This is a genomic window from Flavobacterium sp. 90 (assembly GCF_004339525.1).
GTDB lineage: Bacteria > Bacteroidota > Bacteroidia > Flavobacteriales > Flavobacteriaceae > Flavobacterium.
The window spans coordinates 6037302-6062273 of record NZ_SMGE01000001.1 but is presented as its reverse complement, the minus strand read 5'-3'; the positions used below and the strand labels follow the sequence as shown (position 1 = coordinate 6062273).

The window sequence follows — 24972 nt, the reverse complement described above, 5'->3', positions numbered from 1 at the left end:
TTACACAACCAAATCTTAGTAAACTTTGCGAAAATCTTAGCGCACTTTGCGGTAAAATACACACAGTGAACAGATAAATATAAATTAAGAATTAAAACAAACACACAGAATAGATATTAATTATAAAAATAAAAGAATGAATACGAAAATAAATTTTTTAAAAGCAGCCGGAATTATAGCCTTGTCATTATCATTGGCTAATTGCGGAAAAAGTAAAAACGACGATCCGCATCACATAAAAGTTGGTGTAGCTGCTGGACCGGAATATGCTGTGGCGCAGGCAGCACAAAAAGTAGCCAAAGATAAATATGGTTTAGATGTAGAGTTGGTTTCGTTTAACGATTATGTAATTCCAAATGAGGCTTTGAGTCAGGGAGATATTGATGCAAATGCTTTTCAGCACAAACCTTATCTTGACGAACAATCAAAACAACGCGGATATAAATTAGCAATTATCGCAAAAACTTTCATTTATCCAATTGCTGCTTATTCGAAGAAAATCAAAAACCTTTCGGAATTAAAAAACGAAAGCACGATTATTATTCCAAATGATCCAACAAACGGTGGACGTTCGTTGTTGCTTTTACAAAAAAACGGATTATTGAAATTGCGTCCAAATGTAGGTTTATTGCCTAAAGTAACTGATATCGTAGAAAACCCTAAAAACCTTAAGATTTTAGAACTTGAAGCGCCACAATTACCAAGAGCTTTAGACGATCAAAACGTAACGATTGCGATTATCAATAATACTTTTGCTTCACAAGCCGGATTAGTTCCTGCGCGTGATGCTTTATTTGTTGAAGATAAAGATTCTCCTTATGTAAATCTTATCGTAAGTCGTGAAGACAATAAAAAAGAAGAGAAAATACAACAGTTTGTAAAAGCTTTTCAATCTGCAGAAGTAGAGCAGGCAGCCGTTCGCGAGTTTAAAGGCGGAGCGGTAAAAGGCTGGTAATTTCTTATTTACTATATATTTTCAATTTAAAAACTCATCATAATCTGGTGAGTTTTTTGTTTTAAAAGGAATTGTAAGATTTTGCAAGTGAATTTCAAAGAAAATATTATAAAGTATTGATGTTTAGTGTTGTACAAAATAAAAGATTGTTGAATTTTAAATACTGCCATACTTCATATAATATTTGGTAATTTTGAAAGAAAAAACCTATGAATAATATTGATATTTATGAAACGAACTTATCAATACAAAATTCTATCCTGCAGTATCTTTTTGAAAGTACGGGTGAAAAAAAAATCATCAAAGCAGTTCAATATTCAGCTTTCGAAACACAGAGCGGCGCAACAATTTATAATTTAGGATTTGGAAATTATAATTCTGAAACTAAAAGTATTTCTGATAAAGAAAATAGTAATAATGGTGATATGTGGAATGTATTTAATACGGTCTTAAGTACTGTGCCTAAATTTTTTAATGATAATCCCGGATTTCCCATATATGTGCAAGGCAGTGATAGTTCAGATTCATTTGCGGAAGAATGTAAAAAATCATGTTCTAAAAAATGTTTAGGAACTTGTAAAAACAAAAGTAGAAGAATAAGAACTTATACTTATTTTGTAGACAAATATTTTAAAGAACTTTCAAAGAATTATATTTTCTTTGGTTTGAATGAAGAGCAAAGAGATTTTGTACAATATTTCCCAAAAAATAAATACATTGGAATACTTGTTTACAAGAAAAAATAGATAATTTTGTATAATAATTGATTTTGATATGTATTAATAATCAATTAAATAAAGTGATTATGAGAAAAGATAATAAAACACTGAAAGAGGTAAAAATTATTGCGATGTCAAGTGAGACAAAGGAAAAGTTATCTGAAGTTGCTCGTGAGATAAATGGTAGAAATTTGTTTACTGAGAAAATAGAACTTGCAAAAAAAACTTTAGAACATATAAAATCTTTACCTATTTAAGTTTGTCAAAATATTAATAAAAAAGCGATCTATTGGATCGCTTTTTTTATGAATTACATATTGAAAAGAATTAAATTTGGGAAAGGAGAATACATTTAAAATTAAGTCTTTAATCTAAAAAGGGGCTTATGAGAGCACTTTTTAGTAAAGCACTACTACTTTTAATATTTGCTCTCGATCCAGAAACTTCGGGATTATACTTAAATAAAAATCACGCCAAAGAATTAAGGTTTTATCACTTTAGATAAAATTCGGGGTATTTGAATTAAATCATAATCATCTTCAAAAACAATATATTGATTGTGCCACGAAGGAGAAAATTTGTCTTTGAAATTGCGCAAACCTTTATAATGAGAAAATGATTTTACTTTTTCGTAAGCGTATTTCATTGATTTTTCCTGAATGGTTTGTGGATTTTCGATTCCGCTCATTGGCGCCAAACCAAGATCGACATTAGTAATGTCTTTTGATTTGAGATAATTAAACAGCGCAACCATAATAAAGTCCATGATGCCATTTGGCGCATCATCAGTTTTTCGGATTAAATCGTAAGTGCTTTCATTTTTTGCATAATCAGGAATGATATTTATGAATGCAAGAATTTTGCCTTCGCTGTTTTCGACTGTAATAATGGTTTGTTGTTTGAGTTCTTCCCACAGAAAAATTCCCTGAGAAAAAAGGATTTCTTTTCTCGAAGTTTCCTGAAGCCATTGATCGCTGACCGCTTTTATTTGCTGCAATAATCCGTCTTTTATTGGAGGATCATTTACAATGGATTGCAAACCAAGATCTATAATCTTTTTTAAACCATTTCGCAACGATTTTCGGTTCTGTCCTTCGAGATGAAATTCTCCAAGATCAACAACCGCAGCTTGTCCAAGAAAGAAGTATTTCTTGCCAATATCTGTGTATGTTTTTAGACTTGCTTCCGGAATTCGGTAATAGATACTTCTAAGTCCAAAATCGTAACAAAATTGATCAAATTCAAGAATGCAAAGTTTGATTTCTTCGCTGGAACTTCCGACAGGATTTTCTAAAACAACAGCAAAATTGCCTGCTAACCGATACGAAATAAAGACATTTTTACTTTTCGAAATAAAGAATGATTTATCAAAATAGGTTTTAAAATAACCCAGACTTGAGTTTCCGTATTGCTGCATTAAGTTAGTTGCAATCTCTTTTTCTTCGTCTGTTGGCGTATTTTTTAAGATCGAAGGTTTTACCAAAGTATAGATTAAAAAGCCAAAAGAAAGGAATCCGCTAATCTTCAGCGAAATTAGAAAATGTGTAGCAAAAGTTCCTGTTGGATGCAGGTTATCACTTCCAATCAGAAAATAATTCTGGAGTGTATATCGAATCGATTCTACTAAACTAAAATCGATATTAAAATGCTTTTTATCAAAGAAATAAAAGCCAAGAACGCCATAAATAAGTACGGCAAGAATACTCAATAACGAAGTTTGTAACCCAATAATACCAAGCTTTGGATTTGTTTTTATATAGTATTCTTTTCGTGTAGCGATTAAAACAAAAAGTACCAGAAGCGCAACCGTAGATTCTTCAAAATCGATTGCTTTTGTTAGATTTCCTATTAAAGAAATTACCGATAAAAGCACAGCAAACCACCATGCCATTCGGAGTCCTTTTAGCATAAATGCTGACGTAACCAATAGAAATAATCCGGTTGTAAGTACCAAATAATTTGAGGTACTTATAGCTTCAATTGGCAGAAAATCTTTTAGAAGATGTAAACGGCTATGAATTGCAGGCGTGAGCACAGAAATTATATTGACAATACCAAGAATCAGCAGAAGTAAAGCAGGAATAACGCGTAATAAGAGCTTCTGAATTTTGGAAACAAAAAGAATAATACCCGCTAATAAAGGAAGCCAAAATTCAAAAAAGCGATAAAATAAAGTGATAGCAACGGCTTGCATATTATCAAAACCATACCGAATTAAAATATATCCCATAGAAACTTCGACTGCGCCCAAACCTCTTAAAAATGGAGAAATAATTAGGAAAATTACGGCGATAATATAAGCCATTGTTGCTGCAAAAAGAGACGATTCAAATTGAAGCGCCTTCATGGCAATGTAAATATGTAAAATTCCCACTGCATCAATTATAACGGAGCATAAGACTATCTTGAAAAAGCCGATTTTGTTTATTTTGTGTTCTTGTAAATCAAGTAAAAACGGTTCGATTTTGGGAAAATTTCTCAATATAAATCTATAGAGTTTTCCCTTTTGAAGTAAAGAATTAAACAATAGAAAAAATAATGGAATTATGACGATTACAAGACCAAAAACCAACCATTCGTTATAACCAATATCACCTTTTAGCAGAGAAAAAAGAAACAATGGTATTGCAAAAAGAACAACGGAAAGAATACCTGTGAAACCGTAAAGTGCCGATGATAAATGAACATCTGTTTTAGTTACGCCTTTTTTTAGCAAAGGTTCTGTAAAAAATAGAAGCGAGGTAATACCGCCAGCAGGAATAAATACACTAATAAAATTACGTTTCAAGAACAAATTTGTAGCATCTTTCAAAGTGATTTTGGCACCAATCGCCGAAAATGAAACGACATACATTAATCCTTGCAGAAAGATATAGGATATAGTAACTAAAAAACCAATTAAGATCCATAACGGACTTGCTTCGCTAATGCTGTTTTTGATTTGATAAAGTTCGGTTCGTTCTTGTTTTATAAACCAAAAAGCAATTAGAAAAAAAATAAGCGTCAAGACAATCTGACCTAATAATTTACCCTTTTTCGAAAAGAAATTAAATACTCTTTTTTTGAAAAAACTTAGTTCGGTATTCGTGTCTTTTGTTTCTGTCATAATAAGCTTACTTATTTACGTTGTTATAAAAATACCACAATTATTTGTTATTTGAGATGGTTGATTGTTTAAAAGTCAGTGAATTAAGAATTGTATGCCGAAATTTTAGATTCGTAAAAGAATTATAATAAAAATCTGTTTTAGAACGTGAAAATTGTTAATATGCTGATAATAATTTAATCGAATAAAATTTTTGATGTACATTTATGCATCTATTTTGAGAAGATTATGGAAGATAAAAAACAAGTATTTCAGACGGAAACAAAATTACGCTGGCGAACTTTTCAATGGTCAACACGATTGATTATTTTTTTCTTATTAATGCTAATTCCTGTCTTTATTATCACATTGCAAAGAGGTTTAAAACCTGTATTGCCAATTTTGGGTAATGATCCTTCGACACAAAAATTATTAAGTCCAACAATTCCGCAGGAACTTAGCGCAAAAGATCTTAGAAAATACAAAGGTTTTGATAGTTTCCTGAGATCAAAATCAAAAATGGAAGAGTTGAAAAAGCAAAATCAGGCCGTTGATTTTCAGGAAATCCGTGCCGCTTTTTATGTAGATTGGGATCCGCAGAGTTTGTTTTCGCTTCAAAAAAATATTGATAAACTCAATATGGTGATTCCCGAATGGTTTTTTATAGATCCTAAAACTGATTTACTTCGGACAGAAATTGATACGGCAGCTTTGAAGATTATGAAGAAAGCCGGAATCAAAATTATTCCAATAATCAACAATATAAATGAATCGAAAGGTGGAGATTTTGATGGAGATTTGGTGCACCGAATTCTGCATGACGATGTAAAAAGAGAAAGACTGATAAATGATATTGTAAAGAATCTTAAGCAATATAAACTTCAGGGAATTAATATTGATTTTGAGGAATTTAAAGAAAGCAGCGACGAACCAATAATCGCTTTTCAGAAGGAACTTTACGAAAAATTGCATGCACAAGGCTTTATTGTCACGCAGGATATCATGGCTGACAATGGCGATTTTAATATAAAAGCATTGGCAAAATACAATGATTATATGTTTTTGATGGCATATGACGAGCATTATGCAGGAAGTGTTCCGGGAGCAATAAGCAGTCAGAAATGGACAGAAAGAATCCTTGATCAGATTGCGAAAGAAATTCCATCAAACAAAATTATTCTCTGTTTTGCCGGATATGGTTATGATTGGGAACAAAATAAAGAAGCCATAACCGTGACTTATGATGAAGCTTTATCGCTCGCAAAACAATATGGCGCAACGATTACTTTCGATAATAATACTTATAACAATTCTTTTAGTTATAAAGACGGAAGAGGGAACAAACATCAGGTGTATTTTACAGATGCAGCGACGAATTTTAATACGATTCGGTTTGCAGATGAATATGGAACCGCGGGCACGGCATTATGGCGATTAGGGAGCGAAGACGGCAGATTGTGGCATTATTATAATCGAAGTTTGACGAACGAAAGTGTTGCAAAAAACAGCTTTGATTTTAGAACATTAGAAAAAGTACACATGAGTTTTTCGACTCCGGATTATATTGGAGAAGGCGAAGTTTTGAATGTTTTGACAGATCCTCAGCCAGGGAAAATTAAACTTCAGGCAGATCCGAAAGAATCGATAATAACCGAGGAAAGTTATCTTGAACTGCCAACAAAGTATGTAATCAGCAAGTTTGGGAATGTACATAATGAGGTTGTTTTGACTTTTGATGATGGTCCTGATCCAACTTATACACCACAAATTCTGGATATTTTGAAACGTGAAAATGTACCTGCAACTTTTTTTGTTGTGGGACTTCAGGGTGAAAATAATATTCCGCTTTTACAGCGAATTTATACCGAAGGTCACGAAATTGGGAATCATACTTTTACGCATCCAAATATTGCATTGGTAAGTAAAGAAAGGGCTTCGGCAGAAATGGAAACTACGCGTTTGCTGATCGAAGCCGTTACTGGCAGAAGCACCGTACTTTTTAGAGCGCCATATAATGCAGATGCAGAACCTACAACAGAAGCGGAACTAAGACCTGTTGCGTTGAGTAAAGCGCAGAATTATTATACGGTTGGAGAAAGTATCGATCCCAACGATTGGGAAAAAGGAATTATCGCTGACAGTATTTATGCCAGAACCATCAGAGAATATGAAGAAGATCCAACCAAAGGAATCATTTTACTTCATGATGCGGGCGGAAACAGGCAACAAACTGTAGAAGCTTTGCCCCGAATTATTAAATATTTTAAAGACAAAGGTGTTAAATTTACTACTGTTTCTAAGTTATTAGGAAAAAGTAAAAACGAAATCATGCCCAAAGCCAAAGGGAATTTAATGACGCTTGACAATATTATTTTTGGTCTGGGATATTGGTTTGGACATTTTATTACGGCTGTTTTCTGGATTGCAATTCTGTTAGGATTCTTTCGTATTTTACTGATGGCAATTATGGCTTTTTACAAGAAATGGAAAGACTACAAACATCCATTGTCTTATACTACAGAAGGAGAAAATTATCCTAAAGTAAGTATTATTGTTCCGGCATATAATGAAGAAGTAAATGCGGTAAAAACAATTCAGAATTTGTTGCGCCAAGATTACCCAAGTTTCGATATTATTTTTGTTGATGATGGTTCAAAAGACAGCACTTTTTCTAAAGTAGATTTAGAATATAAAGATCATCATATTGTAAAAGTACACACTAAAGTGAATGGCGGAAAAGCTTCTGCTTTAAACTATGGAATTTCCATTACAAATAGTGATTTTGTAGTTTGTATTGATGCCGATACGCAATTAAAAACCGACGCGCTTTCGCAATTAATGAAGTGTTTCAGACTACAATTTAAAAACAATCAGCAAGTTGGCGCTGTTGCCGGAAATGTAAAAGTGGGTAACGAAAATACGATGTTGGCAAGATGGCAAAGTATTGAATATACAACTGCACAAAACTTTGACAGACGAGCTTTTGATTTAGTTAATGGAATTACGGTTGTACCTGGCGCAATTGGAGCTTTTAGAAAAGAAGCGATAGAAAATGCCGGAGGATTTACAACAGATACTCTAGCCGAAGATTGTGATTTGACGATTAGAATTTTGCGAAATAACTACCGCATTGTCAATTGTGTTGAAGCCGTTGCGGTTACAGAAGCTCCGGAAACTTTGAATGAGTTTATGAAACAGCGTTTTCGTTGGAGCTACGGAATCATGCAGGCATTCTGGAAAAATCGCGATGCTTGTTTTAATCCAAAATATAAAGGTTTGGGAATGATTTCGCTACCAAATGTGCTGATATTTCAGATTCTGCTTCCAATATTTGCTCCACTGGCAGATTTAATCTTGATTTTAAGTTTAATCTGGAATCATAATGATCCGGACAGTCTTCATAAAATTGCGATTTATTACTTGGTATTTATGCTTGTCGATATGTTAGTGAGTGTAATTGCTTTTGTCTTTGAAAAAGAGCGATTAAGTAAATTAATATGGCTTATTCCACAACGATTTGTGTATCGTCAATTAATGTATGTGATATTGTTCAGAGCCATTAGAAGAGCCATAAAAGGAGAAAGTCAGAGTTGGGGAGTATTGACCAGAACCGGAAATGTGAGTTCATTAGATTAGTTTCTAAGGGGTTAGTCTTTTATAACAAAAATCTATTCTAAAGTAACAATTCAAACGTTTTTTTATTTTCAAATGGTCATTTAAACTATATATTTGGATCTTGATATAGCAAGGGTTGGAAAAGGAAATCAGGTTAATAATAAAGCAAGAAAAATGGTAGTTTTAGGAGACAAAGAGTATTATAAAGGAATTGGTAAAATCAATTTTGAAGGAAAGGATTCAGACAATCCTTTGGCATTCAGATATTATAATCCTGACCAAATTGTTGCTGGCAAAACTATGCGAGAGCATTTTAAATTTGCAATATCTTATTGGTACAGTTTTGGAGGTAATGGTTCAGATCCTTTTGGACAAGGAACTCAGACTCTTGCCTGGAACGAATTAAGAGAACCTATTCAGTCTGCAAAAAATCGAGCCGATGCCGCTTTTGAATTTATAAGCAAAATGGGATTCGATTATTATTGTTTTCACGATCATGATTTGGTTCAGGAAGGACAGACTTTTACCCAGACGGAATTGCGATTGGCAACCATGACAGATTATTTAAAAGAAAAACAAGCAATCTCAGGAATTAAAGCGCTTTGGGGAGCTGCCAATTGTTTTTCGAATCCGCGATATATGAACGGAGCTGCTACAAATCCGGATTTTAAAGTAGTTGCCAGAGCTGCGGCTCAGGTAAAATTAGCGTTGGATGTAACTATTGCGCTTGGAGGCGAAAACTATGTTTTTTGGGGAGCGCGCGAAGGTTATTTGAGCTTATTAAATACGGATATGAAACGCGAACTGGATCATATGGGAACGTTTTTGACTAAAGCAAGAGATTATGCAAGAGGACAAGGTTTTAAAGGAAATTTTTTAATAGAACCAAAACCTATGGAACCCTCAAAACATCAATACGATTTTGATTGCGCCACGACAATTGGTTTCTTACGCCAACATGGTTTAGAGAAAGATTTTAAAATAAATATAGAAGTAAACCATGCAACATTAGCACAGCATACTTTTCAGCATGAGCTTGATGTAGCAGCGATGTCAGGGATGTTAGGAAGTATTGATGCCAACAGAGGAGATAGCCAGAATGGTTGGGATACTTCTCAGTTTCCAAATAACATTCAGGATGTTACAGAAGCGATGCTGGTTTTTCTTAAAGCGGGCGGAGTTAATGGTGGCGGCGTAAATTTTGATGCAAAAATTAGAAGAAACTCTACAGATATGGAGGATATTTTTCTGGCACATATTGGTGGCGCAGATGTTTTTGCAAGAGCTTTATTGACTGCTGATCAAATTATTAGTTCGTCACAATATGAAAATTTAAGAAAACAACGCTATAGTTCTTTTGATAGCGGAAAAGGGAAACAGTTCGAACAGGGTAAACTGAATTTTAAAGATTTGTACACGATTGCAATTGAAAACGGCGAACTGGAACTACAAAGCGGAAAACAAGAGTTTTTTGAGAATATAATTAATCGTTATATTTAATTCAGAAGAGTCATAATAAATCCATCGAAATGTTATCTGGAGCAAATATTCTGAATCAATTTAAACACGAATTTTACTAATATTCACAAATTTAAAGGATTTGCTTAGTTTGTGAAATTAATTCCACAAACTAATTAGTGGCAATTAGTGAAATTCGTCTTCAAAATCAAAAATCCCATTCACAGAAGCGAATGGGATTTTAAGTTTATAATTGAGGCAAATTGTAAAATCTAATTCTTAACAAATTTAAAGTTTTGTACCGAATTCCCTTCTGTTGAAGCTTTTATCATATAAACACCTTTGGCAAGACCATTTACAGGAACTTCAGAAGTAATCATGTCTTCGGCAATAATAATCGTTTTCCAAACTTCTTTTCCGGCTGTATCATACATAGAAAGCGCAACTGGACCATTTATAGTATGATCAAATTTTATTCTGAAAGTACTTGATGCCGGATTTGGAAACACATAATTGGTCGCAGCAGTTTTAAAATAATTAGGCGTACTTAAATTCGTTGCCACCGAAATTGCATATAAAGCTGCATCGGCCTGAGGCAATTGAACACTCAAAGTTCCTTGTGTTGTGCTTGTTGCACCAGAATACAATTCTTTAACCGTATAATTTCCGGAACCCAAGCCAAGACGGCTTAAATTGACATTGTTGGTTACTGCTGCATTGCTATAATTAAAAACAGCTACATAAGTAACTCCGTTTTTTGTAGCTGAAAAAACATTGGCAGCATTATAACCTGTATTTCCATCAGCAGGGCGAAATTGCACGTCAGCTTTGGCAACATTCATAACATCAGTATTTTGTAAAAGTGATTGTGCTTTTGCTTTCCAGGCTCCCGCAACAGAAAAATCATCACCAGTTGTAATCGTTCCCGTTACGACACTACCTAAAAGTCTCGCACGATTTTCTCCTGCAGTAACAGTACCAAATACAACGTGATCAGCATCAAGATAATCATAAATTTGATTTTGCCACCAGCCATAAGTTGTGCTGTTAAGTGTATAATCGCTATCTCCAATACTGCTATAAGCATCGCAGGCAATACGACGCATATGCACATACGGACCTGTTGCAATATTTGGAGATATCGCTGCTTCGACTAACATTGTACCATTAATTTCGTCGACTAAATATTTCATTCCTTCCTGATACGCTTCCATTCCTGTATGTAATTGATAGTTCACAAAACTATCGGCTTCAATACTGGCGTGCGTCAAAAAGTCGACTTTTACCATCTCAAAACCAGCGGCTTTAAAACGATTGATAAAATAGTGTATTCTCGCCTTAGTTCCCGGACTTGTGGGATCCATGGCATATGCGCCATCCAATTCAAAAGGAGCACCATTAACCGTCGTCCAACATTGATTGTAGTTGTACGAACTACCTTCGACCTGACGATTATATTTTCCCCAATCTACAAATGGAGCCCAGTAAATACCGGCTTTAAAACCTTTGCTTTTAGCATAAGTAACAAATTGTGCCAGTTGTGCATCAGACATATTATCCCAATACGAATCAAGATCGATGAATAAAGTATTGTCTTCCGTTTTGAAAGCCGGACAATCGTTTTTGAAAAAGTCTACAACGGCATTGACTTTCGTTAGATTAATAGAAGTCTGCATGGCGCCCCAACTATTCCAACCCATTGGTTTTGGTGCCGTCCAATCGAAAATATATTTAGGTTGAAGCGCTGCGTTTGCCTGAGCAAATTCTTCAAAACCAGTTCGCCAATCGTCATTTGCACTTATAATCACTTTAGGCGAAGGACAACTTGTTTGCCCAACATTTACCCAACCATGACCACGAGTATCTCTCGTAACTTCCTTTTTTGTCCATCCTGCAATAACCGAAACGTAAGCAGATGAGGTTCCGCCACCGTTTACCGTAATTCCGGTTTTCCATTTTGTGTGTTCAAGAGAACCAATAACTAATCCTTTTCGATTCGTATTGTTGTAAATGTTAGTAACCTCAGACGCTGTAAAATCTGCAGCATTAAGCGGATAAGCATTATAGCGAACCCAAGCATCATTATCATAAGGCACAAAAACGGCTCTAGTATCTCCTGTGCCAAAATTTGGCGTTACCTGATAACTTGTCAAAGGCGACATTTTGTAGCAATTCGAGCCATTTCCCGTAAGGACAACCTGAACTGCAAGATAATTTTTATTGGTATAAGTGTAGAAAATCTGTTGCATTCCCAACGTATAATTTCCACTTAAAGTGAAAATATGCTTCGTACCACTACCGATATTATCTGTAAACGCTTCTGTAGAGTAAACCGCCGAAGCAAAATTACTGCTCACATATTGCTGATCGCTAGACGCATAAGCAGATGCATTAGTAATTACTGTTGCGCCATTGAATTTTACGTTATAAGTCTTGTTGGTTAAATTGTAAACCACACTGTTATTGGTTCCAAAATTCACTGTTTGAGTCGTTGATGCCGCCATTGGAGTCAAAACAAACTTGTCTAAATTTGGCGCCCAGGAATTCGTGTTATCCCAAAGCAGAGTAGTGGTTCCGCTGTTTAAATAGACACTGATGTTTTTTGAGGCTGCAGTACTCCAGCCTCCGCTAGGATCACACGGAATCGATATGGCTGTTGCGGAACCTGCCGTTAAACGAATGGTTCTGGGATCGCCCGTACAATAAAACAATTGCAGATTGTACCAGCCAGTTGTCGTTACAGAAACGTTGACAGAAACACTGCTATCACCTCCTAAATTCCCAACTATTTTGTTGGAACAAGCATCGCAGTTTTGAATGTTGGCGCTATTGGTGCGCGTTCCATTCTCGAATTCATAGGTTTGTGCAAAACTGCATAAAGCAAATAATAATAGTATGACGGTAAGAAATCCTTTAACCGAAAATTTTTCTCTTGTAATTTTTTCTTGCATAATAATTTATTTTAAATAGTTAAGATGCAGTACTATACTATACTGTGCTACAATGATAAGAAAAATATTAATATGATGTATATAATGTTAAAAAATAAATGATTTACTTATTTTTTAATGAGTTAATTATGGTATGTGTTTATGTGTTATTGATAATGTTTGAGGAAGTCCATTTTATTAATGTTTAAAAAACGAAGACAATTAAATACATAATTATACATAATAATCACGGAGTGAAAGCCAGCAATTGATGTTGTTAGCAAAAAAATATTTGTAGAAATCAAGAGTTGAAAGTCTGCAACTTGTACCGTTAGGTACAAAATGTTGGTAGAAAACATCAATTGGAATTGATTTAGCGTGCCGTAGGTATGCAATGATTAGCGTTTCGTTGCGTACCTACGGCACGCCAATGTATTTATAATCTAATTTCTACCAATATTTTGTACCTAACGGCACATTTCAATTCTTGATTGGTATGATATTTTAAATTATGTAATTGACTTAATTTGTATTTGATAGAGAAGCATTATTATGCTTTTTTCACAAAAAGTAATGTAAAAAAATCCAATATTGAAGAGGTATGTATTTCTTGTAAAAGTTATATTTTATACTTTAGAAAATATAAAAAACATTGGAATTAAAAGTAAAATTATAAACACAAGAAATAGAATTACGGAGCGAGGATTTGCGAAATTTATTGTAAATCCTGCTTGTCCATTTCTTTTAGGTGGAAATAAATCTTTGTCATTTTTGTTATAATAGAAAAATCCCCATTTCCAGTTTTTAGAATCTGAAAGATTGCTGTTTTCTCTGTTATTTTCCATTTCTTTTATTAATTTTTAGAATTATAAAGTTACTCTTAATTTTTTTAAGTGTTGGATATTAGTTTAAAAGAAAGCTAATTAAAATTAATATTATAAAGAGACTACAATATTGTCATTTTTGATTTCTATGATAAAAGTATTTTTTTTTCAGGAGCTGATCCCGCTATTCGTTAAGCTTTTTTAAAAATATAATTAATCTCGCAAAGGCGCAAAGACACAAAGTTTTTGTCATTTCGACAGAGGAGAAATCACACTAGAAAATCCGCAATCAAAATCGCCAATCTTTGTCGAGTTCCGTGTGTGATTTCTCCTCTGTCGAAATGACAAGATTGGGGTTAAGCTACGTCTTAAGGAGAGATTTCTTCAACATAATATTATAATTATTCCCGAAGCTTAATGATATTTAACTTCGGGATTTTGTATTAAATTAATTATTTCTAATAAAAACAATTGTAATTAAAAACATCTGTTTTATAGTTATATACCCTTCTGTTTTCTGTTTTTTATCAGAAAATAGGTATTAACTGGTGTGTTTATGTATCTTTGCGCTCGCAATGGTTTAGCTATTCTTTTCGAGTTTAGCTGACGAAGAGGGAATCAGGTGCAAATCCTGAACAAGCCCGTTACTGTAAATTCCATGCAACATTTTGACTGATCTAATCGCTTTTTTAAGCCTTTGAAATCGAATCTTTTGCCACTGCATTTTTTCTAAATGTGGGAAGGCTGATCAAAATGGGAATAAGTCAGGAGACCTGCCAATGCGTATAATTTCAAGCTCTCGCGGACCAGAGTTTTGAGACAAACACAAATATCAAACTAACATTTGATTTCGATTTTACCGTTAACAACTATTTAGTTAAATAGAGTATTTTTTTATGCACTTATGTGAACATAGGCGTTTTCGCCTAATACATAGTGGATTTTTTGTATTGGCATGGATTTTATTTTTGAATCCGATGTATGCACAGGATAATCCGCTGAAAAATAATAAGGAATCAGATTCTTTAAAGAAACATCAATTGAATGAGGTTATTGTAACCACAAGCAAGCGTGAGTTTAAGGTCGAATCTCCTATGCCTGTACAGATATTGTCAGGAAAACAGCTCGAAAAATTAAATAGTCTTTCTGTTGCAGATGCTGTGCGTTATTTTTCTGGAGTGCAATTGAAAGATTATGGCGGAATTGGCGGTTTGAAAACTATCAATGTCCGAAGTTTAGGAAGCGCTCATACGGCGGTTTTTTATGATGGAATGACCGTTGGAAATGCTCAAAACGGACAAGTAGATCTTGGGAAATATTCGCTGGATAATATCGAAGCCATTGAATTGTATAACGGACAGAAATCGACTATTTTTCAGCCAGCAAGAGGTTTTTTCGCTTCGAATACACTTTTCTTAAAGACAAAAATTCCCGATTTCTCCTCCGGAAAAAATACAAAAATAAGAGTTGGCGTAAAAACAGGTTCCTTCGGACTTTTTAATCCTTCTTTTCTATATCAGCAAAAATTATCTTCCAGATTCTCTCTTACAGCAAGTACTGAATGGCTTAAAGCCGATGGAAAATATAGGTACAGATACCAAAAAACAAATGGTTATGATACAACGGCAGTTCGTCAAAATGGAGATATTACAGCGTTAAGAAGCGAATTGACATTTCAGGGAAAACTTGGAAACACTGGTCAAACCTCGTTAAAAGCGTATTATTATGATTCTGAACGCGGACTTCCGGGAGCAATTTTAGCCAATAAATATGAATATGTGCAGCGACAATGGGACAGAAACTTTTTTGTTCACGGCTCTTATCAAAATTCTTTTTCTAAGAAATACGAATTATTGGCGAATATAAAATTCAGCAGAGATTATAATCGGTACATTGATCCGGATTATAAAACACTTCAGGGAGCGCTGGATAATAAATATTATCAAAATGAATTTTATGCTTCTGTTGTAAACCAATACACGATTAAAGAATGGTGGAAAGTTTCTTTGGCAACAGATTTTTCGATCAATACACTTACTGCTAATTTATACCGATTTCCATATCCAACCCGATATTCTTATTTGGCCGCATTATCTACAGAAATGCATTGGTCAAGACTTGATATTCAGGCAAATTTATTAGGTGCTTACGTTGACGAACAAGTAAAATATTATCAGCAAGGAGACAGTCAGCATGTTTTTTGTCCGGTTGTATCGGCTTCTTATCAGCCTTTCGATAGTAAAAATTTCAGAGTCAGAGCATTTTATAAAGAATCTTTCAGAATGCCAACTTTCAATGATTTGTATTATACTTTTATCGGAAACAGCTCTTTAAAGCCTGAATTTACTACACAATACGATTTTGGTTCAACTTATATAATCGAACCAAAAAAGTTTCTGCAATCAGCGTCTTTTCAGGCTGATGTATATTATAATCACGTAAAAGATAAAATTGTTGCGATGCCTTCTGCAAATTTATTTCGCTGGACGATGATGAATCTTGGCGAAGTTGATATTACAGGTTTTGAATTAAATACCAACTTCGTATTTCGTTTTCCGGAAGATATATTTTTGGATTTAGGTTTAAGTTATACCTATCAAAAAGCAATCGATGTTACGCCACAAGGCACGACTTATGGAGATCAGATTCCGTATACGCCAATGAACAGCGGAACGGCAACTTCGTCTATAAGCTGTAAAAACTGGCAGTTGAACTACAGCTTTATTTATACCGGAGAACGATACAGTCAGAAAGCCAATATTCCTGTAAATTATGTAAAGCCTTGGTATACCAGCGATGTGGCTTTGATTTGGGATGGGAAATTCTTAAAACTTCCAACGAAAATAGGAGCGGAGGTTAACAATCTTTTCAATCAATATTATGATGTGGTTTTAAATTTTCCGATGCCCGGAAGAAATTATCGCCTGAGTCTGTCCGTAAATTTTTAATGTAAAAGATACTAATAATTAAATTTTCTATTATGAAAACAAACTTCAAGTTTTTGATCGTATTGGTTTTAATAACCTTGAGTTTTCAGGCGTGTCAGAAAGATGATCCTATTATCCCTGAAGAAGTTGTCGTATTGCCTCCGGAAACGGTTACAACAGTCGACGGATTTTATCTTCTTAACGAAGGAAATATGAATATGAACAAATCGTCATTAGACTATTATGACTATCAATCCGGGACTTACAGACGAAATGTTTACGGTCAGGCAAATCCCGAAGCGACTTTAGGTTTGGGAGATGTGGGAAATGATATTGGTATCTACGGATCAAAAGTTTATGCAGTAATCAATAACTCAAATAAGATCGAAGTTATGGATGCTTCAACGACGAAACGTCTTAAAGTTATTGATATAAAAAACTGTCGTTACGTGACTTTCGCAAACGGAAAAGCTTATGCAAGCGCTTATGATGGCGAAGTACAATTGGGAGAAAATTCTCCAAATGGTTTTGTTGCCGAAATCGATACTACATCACTTAAGATTACAAGAACTGTAAAAGTAGGACGTCAGCCTGAAGAAATGGCAATTGTAGGCGACAAATTGTATATCGCAAATTCCGGAGGATATAGTCCGCCAAATTACGAAAGAACAGTTTCTGTAATAGACTTAAAAACCTTTACAAAAATCAAAGATATTGATGTTGCAATAAACCTTCACAGACTTAAAGCAGATGCAGATGGCGATATTTATGTAAGTTCTCGCGGCGATTATTATAGTATTCCGTCTAAACTTTTTGTCATTGATACCAAAACAGATAAAGTCAAGAAAACCTTTGATATCGCTTGTGCCAATCTTTCTATTGTGGGCGATAAAGGTTATATAATTGGATCTGAGTTTAGTTATGTCACTTTCAAATGGAAAATAAATTACTCAATGATCGATGTAAAAAAAGAGACTTTGCTTGAAGGAAGTTTTTTACCGAAAGCCGTTAGCGATCAAATAAAAACACCTTACGGACTTGCTGTTGATCCTTTCTCGCTAAATGTTTACATAACAGATGCCGGTGATTATGTGTCACCCGGAAAACTGTATTGTATCGATAAAAACGGAGAAAATAAGTTTACTGTAATTACAGGAGATATTCCGGCTCACTTTGCCTTTAAACTAAAGAAAACTATCAAAAACAATAAATAACCTTTAAAATTAAAAAAAGAAAAATGAAGAAGATTTTATTTACCTTGTCAATTGTCCTGTTCCTGGCGGGATGTTCTAAAGATGATGATGCTGTACAGAATCCTCCAAAAATTGAAATTACTATTCCTGCAAATGGTTTCGTTGCAGATAAAATGCAATGGTTCAGTGTTAAACCTCAAGTGGGAAGTGAGATCGAGAATACCTATAAATGGTTCGTAAATAACAAGGAAGTTTCAACAACTGCTGATTTATCTTATGTATTTGCAACAGCTGGAACTTATAATATTGAATTTAAAGCTAAAAATGGAGTAGGCGAAAGTTCGAAATCATTTACGGTTACAGTAAACGATAAGGCGTATTTAAACAGAATCAAAAATGTGTTCGATTTCTTTCCTGCGCCGGGACAATTTACAAATGGTTTACCGCAATATGAAGCGGGAGATACAGATGAAACCATGCGAGCAAAAGCTGAAAAAGCAATCACGACTGATAATAGTATGATTAGCCTTGGAGGATTTGGAGGTTATGTAACGTTCGGTTTTGATCATACCGTTATTAATAAAGAAGGAAGTGATTTTATTGTACTTGGAAATGCATTTTCGAATTGGGCTGAACCTGGAATTATAATGGTTTCTATCGATGCTAACGGAAATGGAAAACCGGACGATGAATGGTTCGAAATTGCCGGTTCTGAGCATAACAAAGCAACTACAATTAAAAATTACGAGCTAACGTATTACAAACCAGCTACAGAACCGGAAGATCCAAGTGAGCCAAATTATATTCGCTGGACGGATAATCAGGGAAAAACAGGTTATGTTTCTAAAAATCCTTTTCACAGTCAGCCTTTTTATCCATCTTGGAAAGGAAATACGATTACTTTTAAAGGAACATTTTTGCAATCTAATGCATTCGATCAATCAGGAACAGGAAGTTATTGGGTTTGTCCGGCATACGATTGGGGTTACGCAGACAACTGGTCTAATGCTGATGACAAAGCGCAAATTAATATCGATTGGGCTGTAAACTCAAAAGGAGAATCGGTAAAACTAAAAGGAATTGACTTTGTAAAAGTTTATAATTCGAATCGTGCAGAAGCGGGTTGGTTAGGAGAAGTTTCTACAGAAGTTGCAGGATTTAAAGATTTGAATTTACCGTAAATTATTATTCAGAATCTTATAGATTCAATTAAAAAGTAAACCCGACAAGTTTTTGAAAGCTTGTCGGGTTTGTTTTTCTAGATTGCAGAACAAATTTATTCTTTATACAATATAATAGTTGCCTTGTAACCAGTTCCAACATTCCATTGGCTGGCTTTGATTACTTCGCCTTTTTCATCATAAACCTGAAATTCGGCTGTATTTGGTGATGCAGAACCTTCGTTTAAAGCTTCAAAATCAATTTTGTTGATTCCTTTTACCAGCGTTATTTTGAAACCCTGAAATTCTCCATTTAGACTTACTTCTTTTTCAATCACTTTATCATTCAGATAAACTCTGATTTTGTCTCCATCTACAAAAGCAGCATCACGATATCGAACTGACGAAACGGTTGTATTGGTCACATAACCGCCTAAATATTCATTTCTTCTATAGAAAATTCCTTCAACATTAGCTTCTTTTTTATAGAGACTATTATTTTTATAAAGGTCATCCGGATTGATTTTTAAAACCGTTGGATCTTTTACCGGCGGCGTATCTGTCTTTGGAGGTATTTCTGTTGGCGGTAGATTTTCTTTTATTTCAGAATTGTTGGCCGGAATTGGTTTGTATTTACCATTCACTTCTTTTTGAGCATATCCTTGTAGACAAATCCCGGTTATTATAATTATAAACATTATTTTTTTCATACTTCCTTGTAATTTATTTAAAGCATTAAAAACGTATTAATGCCTATGTAGATAACATTTATTAATGGATGTTTATTGCATTCGGCGAGAATTAATTGTCTTCTAAATTAGACTTTCTGCCAAGAGAATACGATCTGAACTTATATTCTAAAGTTAGTAAATTTTTGAATACGAATGCTTTATAAGTAGAAGTCTGTTTGAAGTTGTATTTAAAGAAAATTCACTTTAGGGTTTATTTTGTTTATGACGAGATATCAATATTCCTTAGAATGTTATAGCGAAATACGGCAAGTTTCTAGATCAGATTTTAGTTTCAATATCCATTTTATAAGGAGATTTTGATCATGGCACATATGTTGGCTAAAATAATTAGAAAGTAAGCGTTTAAATCTTTAAAAGCAATAGTAAGCTCGGCGCCATAAAAGATAGACCGTTACTAAAATTAAAAATCCAATATTATAAATTTTATTTATAAGACTACAAAATTATCAATTTGATTAATGAGGATAACCGCTATACATTTGTCTCATCAAATCAGAACAATTATTTGAAAATCAAAAATTTATAACATTAAAAACTTTAGTCATGAAATTTACAAGAAACGCAAACGCAAACTGGAAAGGTACAGGAATGGAAGGAAACGGAACCATTACAACTCAAAGTACAACATTAAACAACGCACAACTGTCTTTTAAAACTCGTTTTGCAGAAGGAGTAGGAACAAATCCTGAAGAATTGATCGCCGCGGCACATGCAGGATGTTTTACAATGCAATTGAGCTTTTTATTATCAGAAACTGGTTTTGTGCCAGAAGACCTTAACACAGTTGCAAAAGTAACTTTTGAAGATGGTACAATTACTTTAATCACTTTGGAACTTTCGGGTTCAGTTCCTGGAATTTCTGTTGAAGATTTTGAAAAAACAGCTCAAAAAGCAAAAGAAATTTGTCCAATTTCAAAATTACTTAATACAGAAATCGTTTTAAAATCAACTCTAATATCTTAATTAATTTCTAATAACCACAATTAAATTAAATCATAACATCTTAAAAAATAAACAAATGAAAACAGCAATTTTAAAAAGACAATTGAATCGTATATTCATGTCTGCAGCATTAATTTTAAGTCTTTTAGCGGTAGCAAATGTAAGCGCGCAAACAGCGCCAACAAAGGTTAAAAATGTAGTTTTGGTACACGGAGCTTTCGCCGATGGTTCCGGATGGAGAAATTTATATGATATACTTTCTAAAAAAGGATATAAAGTAACAATCGTTCAAAATCCTTTAAGTTCTCTTGAAGATGATGTTGCAGCAACAAAAGTAGTACTTGATAATCAAGACGGACCAACAATTTTGGTAGGACATTCTTGGGGCGGAACTGTAATTACTGAAGCTGGAAATCACCCAAAAGTTGTTGGATTGGTTTATGTAGCGGCTTTTCAGCCTGATAACGGAGAAAATACTGTACAATGGTTACAAACTGCACCTCCAGCTCCGGAAAACGGTGTTTTACCTCCAAATGATAAAGGAATTGTTTATTATGATGAAGCTAAATTTCACGCAGGATTTTGTGCCGATGTAAGTAAAGAACTGGCTGTATTTATGTACGCATCTCAAGGAGCTTTTTATGCAAAAGGATTTGGAACACCTATAACAAAAGCAGCATGGAAAGATAAACCGGCTTATGCAGTTCTTGCAACACAAGATAAAAGTATTGATCCTTCTATTCAACGTGCAATGTACAAACGTTCAAATACTAAAGTTACAGAAGTTAAAGGAAGCCACTGTGTTTTCATCTCTCAACCTGATGCAGTTGCTAACGTAATTATTGGCGCAGCTAAAGATTTAAGCAAAAAATAATTCAAACATCTTACTTATAAAAAGCCTAAATACTGTAAAGTATTTAGGCTTTTTTTATGATTAATATGAATCAAGAATTGGATTGTGCCGTTAGGTACAAAACGTTGGTAGAAACAGTTTTTTTATGATTAAGACGGATATAGAATTTGGGTTGTGCCGTTAGGTACAAAACGTTGGTAGAAACAGTTTTTTTATGATTAAGACGGATATAGAAGTTGGATTGTGCCGTTAGGTATAAATCGTTGGTAGAAACAGTTTTTTTTATGATTAATATGAATCACGAATTAGGTTGTGCCGTTAGGTACAAAATGTTGGTAGAAAATATGAATTTGGAACAGGTTTAGCGTGCCGTAGGTATGCAATAAGTTTCGTTTTGTTGCGTACCTACGGCACGCCAACGGATTCCGAACCTATTTATTACCAACATTTAGTGCCTAAAGGCACATTATTCTGACTTTCGATCTTTGATTTGACGTCTTTAACTTTTCTACCGACGTTTTGTGCCTAACGGCACAACCCAATTCTTTATGCACACAATTTAACTTTCTATAAAAAACTTATCTCGTGGTTGCTTTAATAAAATAAGGAGAATCGTTCCATTTTATCTTTTTATAGGCAAAATTTTGCTGTAAGGATTCCGGAAGGCAATTCCAAATTGCTTCATTCATTTTTTCGAGAAGTAATTTTTTCGAAAAAGTATCTGAAACCACAAGACTGATTTCGCGAACAGGTTTTGGTTCTTTAAAATGTTTAAAAAGGCCTGTTTCGACTTCATTAATCATTGAAAGTTCCGGTATTATTGCAAATCCTAATTGTGCTCGAACCAGATTTTTTAAGGTTTCAATCGAACTGATATCATAACTGAATTGTTCTTTTATTTTGCCTGGATTTTTTATGTCGCAAATGTCCAATAGTTGTGCATTATAACAATATTCATTTTGGAGTAAAAGTAATTCGGCTCTGTCTGACGGCTGTAGTTCATAATGAGATTCTGCTGCCATAGGATGAACGGTATTTAAATATGCAACAAAAGGCTCTTTGAAAACCGGATGTTCTATTAAATGCGGATTTCCTGTTGGAGTTGCCATAATTGCTACATCGAGCGCTCCGGTCATAACATCATTCATAAGCTGACCTGTATTAGCTTCTTTTATAATGAATTGCATTTTGGGAGTTGCTATTTTCATTGCCTTAATAAAAAGCGGAATCAGATAGGGTGATAATGTCGAAATAATACCGATTTTGACTTCACCTTCAAGTTTATTTTTTTCATTAACCACAAAATCCCGAATTTCATCAGCTTCACGAAGAATTTTTTTGGCGCGATTTATAATCTCAATTCCAAGTAGAGTAGGTGTTAAAGGCACTTTATTCCGATCAAAAATTTTGATTCCAATTTCTTCTTCCAAATTTTTTAACTGAATCGTCAGTCCGGGTTGTGTTACCATACAAACTTCTGCAGCTCTGGCAAAATGGCGCTCTTCGTCTAATGCGACTATATATTTTAATTGCTGAATGGTCATCTTTATAAAATTTTTATATAAAGATAGAAAAATATTAGTTGAAGTTATTAAACTTTCATTTTCAAAATTAGAGATAACGTACATTTTCAATCATGAGAACACAATAAATTATTACGATTTTTATCGTACAATTAATCAACCATAACCCGTGGTTTCAACCATGGGAACGCAATATGTTATAATCAAAAGTACCCAAGGTTGAAACCTTGGGCTATGGTTGAAATATGATTGAAGAATTGATAATAAAAAAGGCTTTAGCCAAATGATAAAAACATTTTGGTTAAAGCCTTTTTTCTGATTTAATTTATAACTCCAGCTAAAGCTTGAGACTATTTAAAAGTTGTAAATCCAATATTATTTACTTTTTCTCAATGCATCCAACAATTCGACCATATCAACAATAGCATAAGTCGAAGAATAATCAGATACGGCATAAGGTAAAATTAGACTATTGTTATGAATAATTGCGCCACAAGAATAGACAACATTTGGTACATAACCTTCACGTTCGTCTTCTAGTGGTGAAAGTAGAGGTTCTTTAAGTCTTCCAATTTCTTTTGTTGGATCTTCAAGATCAAATAACGAAGCGCCAATGCAATAACGTCTCATTGTTCCAACGCCATGCGTGATTACAAGCCAGCCTTCCTCTGTCCAAAGTGGAGATCCACAGTTTCCAATTTGTGTAAATTCCCAAGTATAACGTGGTTCTTGTAGCAAAACAGGAGTATTCCATTGTGTAACTCGATCAGAATACATGATGTAATTATTAACACCATCAATTCTGGCGAGCATGGCAAATTTGCCTTTTATTTTTTTTGGAAATAATGCTAAGTTTTTATTTTGAGCGCCAACACCATGCAAGGGCATTACTCTAAAAGTATAGAAATCTTCTGTAGAAATAAGTTTAGGTAATATCGCGTGACCGTTGTAAGCGGTGTAAGTTGCCATAACTCGGGTAGAATTGTCATCATCTGTAAAACGGACAAAACGTGCATCTTCGATACCGCGGCTTTCAGATTCAGAGATTGGAAATATAACACGCTCCGTAATATCAGAATCATGCTTGAATTCTAAATCGTAGAATGATTTCGCGAGCCACATTATTTCGGTTAGTGCAGTTCTTCTTTCTTCACGAATCGAAGGATCACTTAAAGCAACCGTAACCAGGTTTTTCAGAACAGCATACTCAAAATCATTCGGTAATTCCTGCATGATTTGCGTGATGTATTTGTCCTGTGTGTGCATTTCAGATAATTTCAACAGGAATCGCTCTTTATTGAAAGTCGATTTATGATTAATCTCGGCCTTGTCAATGTTATGACCAATTTTCATGACTTGCAGGTTATTATTTTTGTCGAGAATTCCTCGTCTAAAAACAATGGATGAGATATGACCTTCACCCGTTGCTCTAAAAGAAATAATAACACGTTTTTCGCCTTCTTCAAGTCCTGACTGATCAAAATCCTCGACAATAGACGGATTAAAAATTGCGGCAGATTCTATAGCATATTCCATTGTGCAATAAGAACCTATAAGCATTTTTCTGTCCAGAGACATGGCTTCATAATCAATCTGTAAAGCCTCGATTAAAGGTCTTATTCGTTCGCAATGTTTAAAAAATATAGCCGAAATATTTCGATGACGTCTCGCAAACTCGCGAAGTGTTTGTTCTAAGGTTTCGAGAACTTGTTTTTCATCGAGCATCATTATACGAAGGACCATTTGTTGGGTTCGTTCATCACCATTCATAAAATATCGGGCAACAACTCTTTTAGAATCTGGACAAAATAATATATTTTTTCGGATGACTGGTACTCGCATAATAAATCTTTTTTTTATGTTAGAAAAATTACTTCAGATATACTACGTACAATTTTGTTCTGAAAAAAGTGGGGAAATAGAAAGAATTAAAACAAGATTAATACTATATATTGTAGTAATTATATACAAGTTAGTGATTTTGTTAAAGAAAAAAAACTTTATTTTTTGATTCTTTTTCGATGGGTTAATCCCGA

At 34.1% G+C, this 24972-nt stretch carries 16 protein-coding genes and 1 riboswitch; of the genes, 10 read left to right on the top strand and 6 right to left on the bottom strand.

Annotated elements, in window-relative coordinates:
* Window positions 1-136: 136 nt before the first annotated feature.
* From metQ to C8C83_RS27305, 3 genes are all read left to right on the top strand, one after another.
* Entirely contained in the window at window positions 137-955 is an 819-nt protein-coding gene (metQ, locus tag C8C83_RS24625; RefSeq protein ID WP_132011948.1) for a methionine ABC transporter substrate-binding lipoprotein MetQ, read from the top strand.
* A 209-nt stretch (window positions 956-1164) separates the two neighbouring features.
* Window positions 1165-1701, top strand: coding sequence for a hypothetical protein (locus C8C83_RS24620; protein ID WP_233566208.1), 537 nt, complete (start codon window positions 1165-1167; stop codon window positions 1699-1701).
* Window positions 1702-1760: 59 nt separating this feature from the next.
* On the top strand, window positions 1761-1931 hold the full coding sequence (locus C8C83_RS27305; protein WP_158598196.1) for a hypothetical protein: 171 nt from the start codon (window positions 1761-1763) through the stop codon (window positions 1929-1931).
* Window positions 1932-2155: 224 nt separating this feature from the next.
* Here C8C83_RS27305 and C8C83_RS24615 read toward each other — a convergent pair whose 3' ends face one another.
* Window positions 2156-4780 carry a phosphatidylglycerol lysyltransferase domain-containing protein gene (locus C8C83_RS24615; protein WP_121331172.1) on the bottom strand — a complete coding sequence of 875 codons (2625 nt, stop codon included), beginning with the start codon at window positions 4778-4780 and terminating at the stop codon, window positions 2156-2158.
* A 228-nt stretch (window positions 4781-5008) separates the two neighbouring features.
* Between C8C83_RS24615 and C8C83_RS24610 the strand changes: the two genes are divergently transcribed.
* Both C8C83_RS24610 and xylA read left to right on the top strand, forming a co-directional pair.
* Entirely contained in the window at window positions 5009-8395 is a 3387-nt protein-coding gene (locus C8C83_RS24610) for a glycosyltransferase (RefSeq protein ID WP_132011947.1), read from the top strand.
* Between the two features lie 153 nt (window positions 8396-8548).
* Window positions 8549-9874, top strand: a complete 1326-nt coding sequence (gene xylA / locus C8C83_RS24605; RefSeq protein WP_121331457.1) for a xylose isomerase — start codon at window positions 8549-8551, stop codon at window positions 9872-9874.
* A gap of 230 nt (window positions 9875-10104) precedes the next feature.
* Here xylA and C8C83_RS24600 read toward each other — a convergent pair whose 3' ends face one another.
* On the bottom strand, window positions 10105-12783 hold the full coding sequence (locus tag C8C83_RS24600) for a T9SS type A sorting domain-containing protein (protein ID WP_121331171.1): 2679 nt from the start codon (window positions 12781-12783) through the stop codon (window positions 10105-10107).
* Window positions 12784-13388: 605 nt separating this feature from the next.
* Entirely contained in the window at window positions 13389-13607 is a 219-nt protein-coding gene (locus tag C8C83_RS24595; RefSeq protein ID WP_121331170.1) for a DUF5808 domain-containing protein, read from the bottom strand.
* Between the two features lie 538 nt (window positions 13608-14145).
* A riboswitch (cobalamin riboswitch) is annotated at window positions 14146-14382 on the top strand.
* 154 nt (window positions 14383-14536) lie between these two features.
* Here C8C83_RS24595 and C8C83_RS24590 point away from each other — a divergent pair.
* From C8C83_RS24590 to C8C83_RS24580, 3 genes are read left to right on the top strand one after another with little or no spacing between them, the layout of a single operon-like run.
* Window positions 14537-16534 carry a TonB-dependent receptor gene (locus C8C83_RS24590; protein ID WP_233566205.1) on the top strand — a complete coding sequence of 666 codons (1998 nt, stop codon included), beginning with the start codon at window positions 14537-14539 and terminating at the stop codon, window positions 16532-16534.
* A 32-nt stretch (window positions 16535-16566) separates the two neighbouring features.
* The gene (locus C8C83_RS24585; protein WP_121331168.1) at window positions 16567-17727 is read left to right on the top strand and encodes a YncE family protein; all 1161 of its coding nucleotides are present in this window, start codon (window positions 16567-16569) and stop codon (window positions 17725-17727) included.
* A 23-nt stretch (window positions 17728-17750) separates the two neighbouring features.
* Window positions 17751-18887 carry a PKD-like domain-containing protein gene (locus C8C83_RS24580; protein ID WP_121331167.1) on the top strand — a complete coding sequence of 379 codons (1137 nt, stop codon included), beginning with the start codon at window positions 17751-17753 and terminating at the stop codon, window positions 18885-18887.
* A gap of 95 nt (window positions 18888-18982) precedes the next feature.
* On the opposite strand, the gene C8C83_RS24575 is transcribed toward C8C83_RS24580, so the two are convergent.
* Entirely contained in the window at window positions 18983-19576 is a 594-nt protein-coding gene (locus C8C83_RS24575; RefSeq protein ID WP_121331166.1) for a hypothetical protein, read from the bottom strand.
* Window positions 19577-20161: 585 nt separating this feature from the next.
* On the opposite strand from C8C83_RS24575, the gene C8C83_RS24570 reads away from it, so the two are divergent.
* Together C8C83_RS24570 and C8C83_RS24565 are read left to right on the top strand one after the other, a co-directional pair.
* The gene (locus C8C83_RS24570) at window positions 20162-20581 is read left to right on the top strand and encodes an OsmC family protein (protein ID WP_121331165.1); all 420 of its coding nucleotides are present in this window, start codon (window positions 20162-20164) and stop codon (window positions 20579-20581) included.
* Window positions 20582-20636: 55 nt separating this feature from the next.
* A complete protein-coding gene (locus C8C83_RS24565) occupies window positions 20637-21434 on the top strand; it encodes an alpha/beta hydrolase (RefSeq protein ID WP_233566204.1) in 798 nt (265 codons plus the stop codon).
* A gap of 557 nt (window positions 21435-21991) precedes the next feature.
* On the opposite strand, the gene C8C83_RS24560 is transcribed toward C8C83_RS24565, so the two are convergent.
* Window positions 21992-22957 carry a hydrogen peroxide-inducible genes activator gene (locus C8C83_RS24560; RefSeq protein ID WP_121331455.1) on the bottom strand — a complete coding sequence of 322 codons (966 nt, stop codon included), beginning with the start codon at window positions 22955-22957 and terminating at the stop codon, window positions 21992-21994.
* Between the two features lie 354 nt (window positions 22958-23311).
* Complete coding sequence (locus C8C83_RS24555; RefSeq protein WP_121331163.1) at window positions 23312-24778, bottom strand: glycoside hydrolase family 130 protein; 1467 nt, start codon at window positions 24776-24778, stop codon at window positions 23312-23314.
* Window positions 24779-24972: the final 194 nt, after the last annotated feature.

What these genes read in the sequence shown, in the direction of transcription:
- metQ (WP_132011948.1), top strand. Translation starts at nt 137, where the DNA reads ATGAATACGAAAATAAATTTTTTAAAAGCAGCCGGAATTATAGCCTTG.
- C8C83_RS24620 (WP_233566208.1), top strand. Translation starts at nt 1,165, where the DNA reads ATGAATAATATTGATATTTATGAAACGAACTTATCAATACAAAATTCT.
- C8C83_RS27305 (WP_158598196.1), top strand. Translation starts at nt 1,761, where the DNA reads ATGAGAAAAGATAATAAAACACTGAAAGAGGTAAAAATTATTGCGATG.
- C8C83_RS24615 (WP_121331172.1), bottom strand. Translation starts at nt 4,780, where the DNA reads ATGACAGAAACAAAAGACACGAATACCGAACTAAGTTTTTTCAAAAAA.
- C8C83_RS24610 (WP_132011947.1), top strand. Translation starts at nt 5,009, where the DNA reads ATGGAAGATAAAAAACAAGTATTTCAGACGGAAACAAAATTACGCTGG.
- xylA (WP_121331457.1), top strand. Translation starts at nt 8,549, where the DNA reads ATGGTAGTTTTAGGAGACAAAGAGTATTATAAAGGAATTGGTAAAATC.
- C8C83_RS24600 (WP_121331171.1), bottom strand. Translation starts at nt 12,783, where the DNA reads ATGCAAGAAAAAATTACAAGAGAAAAATTTTCGGTTAAAGGATTTCTT.
- C8C83_RS24595 (WP_121331170.1), bottom strand. Translation starts at nt 13,607, where the DNA reads ATGGAAAATAACAGAGAAAACAGCAATCTTTCAGATTCTAAAAACTGG.
- C8C83_RS24585 (WP_121331168.1), top strand. Translation starts at nt 16,567, where the DNA reads ATGAAAACAAACTTCAAGTTTTTGATCGTATTGGTTTTAATAACCTTG.
- C8C83_RS24580 (WP_121331167.1), top strand. Translation starts at nt 17,751, where the DNA reads ATGAAGAAGATTTTATTTACCTTGTCAATTGTCCTGTTCCTGGCGGGA.
- C8C83_RS24575 (WP_121331166.1), bottom strand. Translation starts at nt 19,576, where the DNA reads ATGAAAAAAATAATGTTTATAATTATAATAACCGGGATTTGTCTACAA.
- C8C83_RS24570 (WP_121331165.1), top strand. Translation starts at nt 20,162, where the DNA reads ATGAAATTTACAAGAAACGCAAACGCAAACTGGAAAGGTACAGGAATG.
- C8C83_RS24565 (WP_233566204.1), top strand. Translation starts at nt 20,637, where the DNA reads ATGAAAACAGCAATTTTAAAAAGACAATTGAATCGTATATTCATGTCT.
- C8C83_RS24560 (WP_121331455.1), bottom strand. Translation starts at nt 22,957, where the DNA reads ATGACCATTCAGCAATTAAAATATATAGTCGCATTAGACGAAGAGCGC.
- C8C83_RS24555 (WP_121331163.1), bottom strand. Translation starts at nt 24,778, where the DNA reads ATGCGAGTACCAGTCATCCGAAAAAATATATTATTTTGTCCAGATTCT.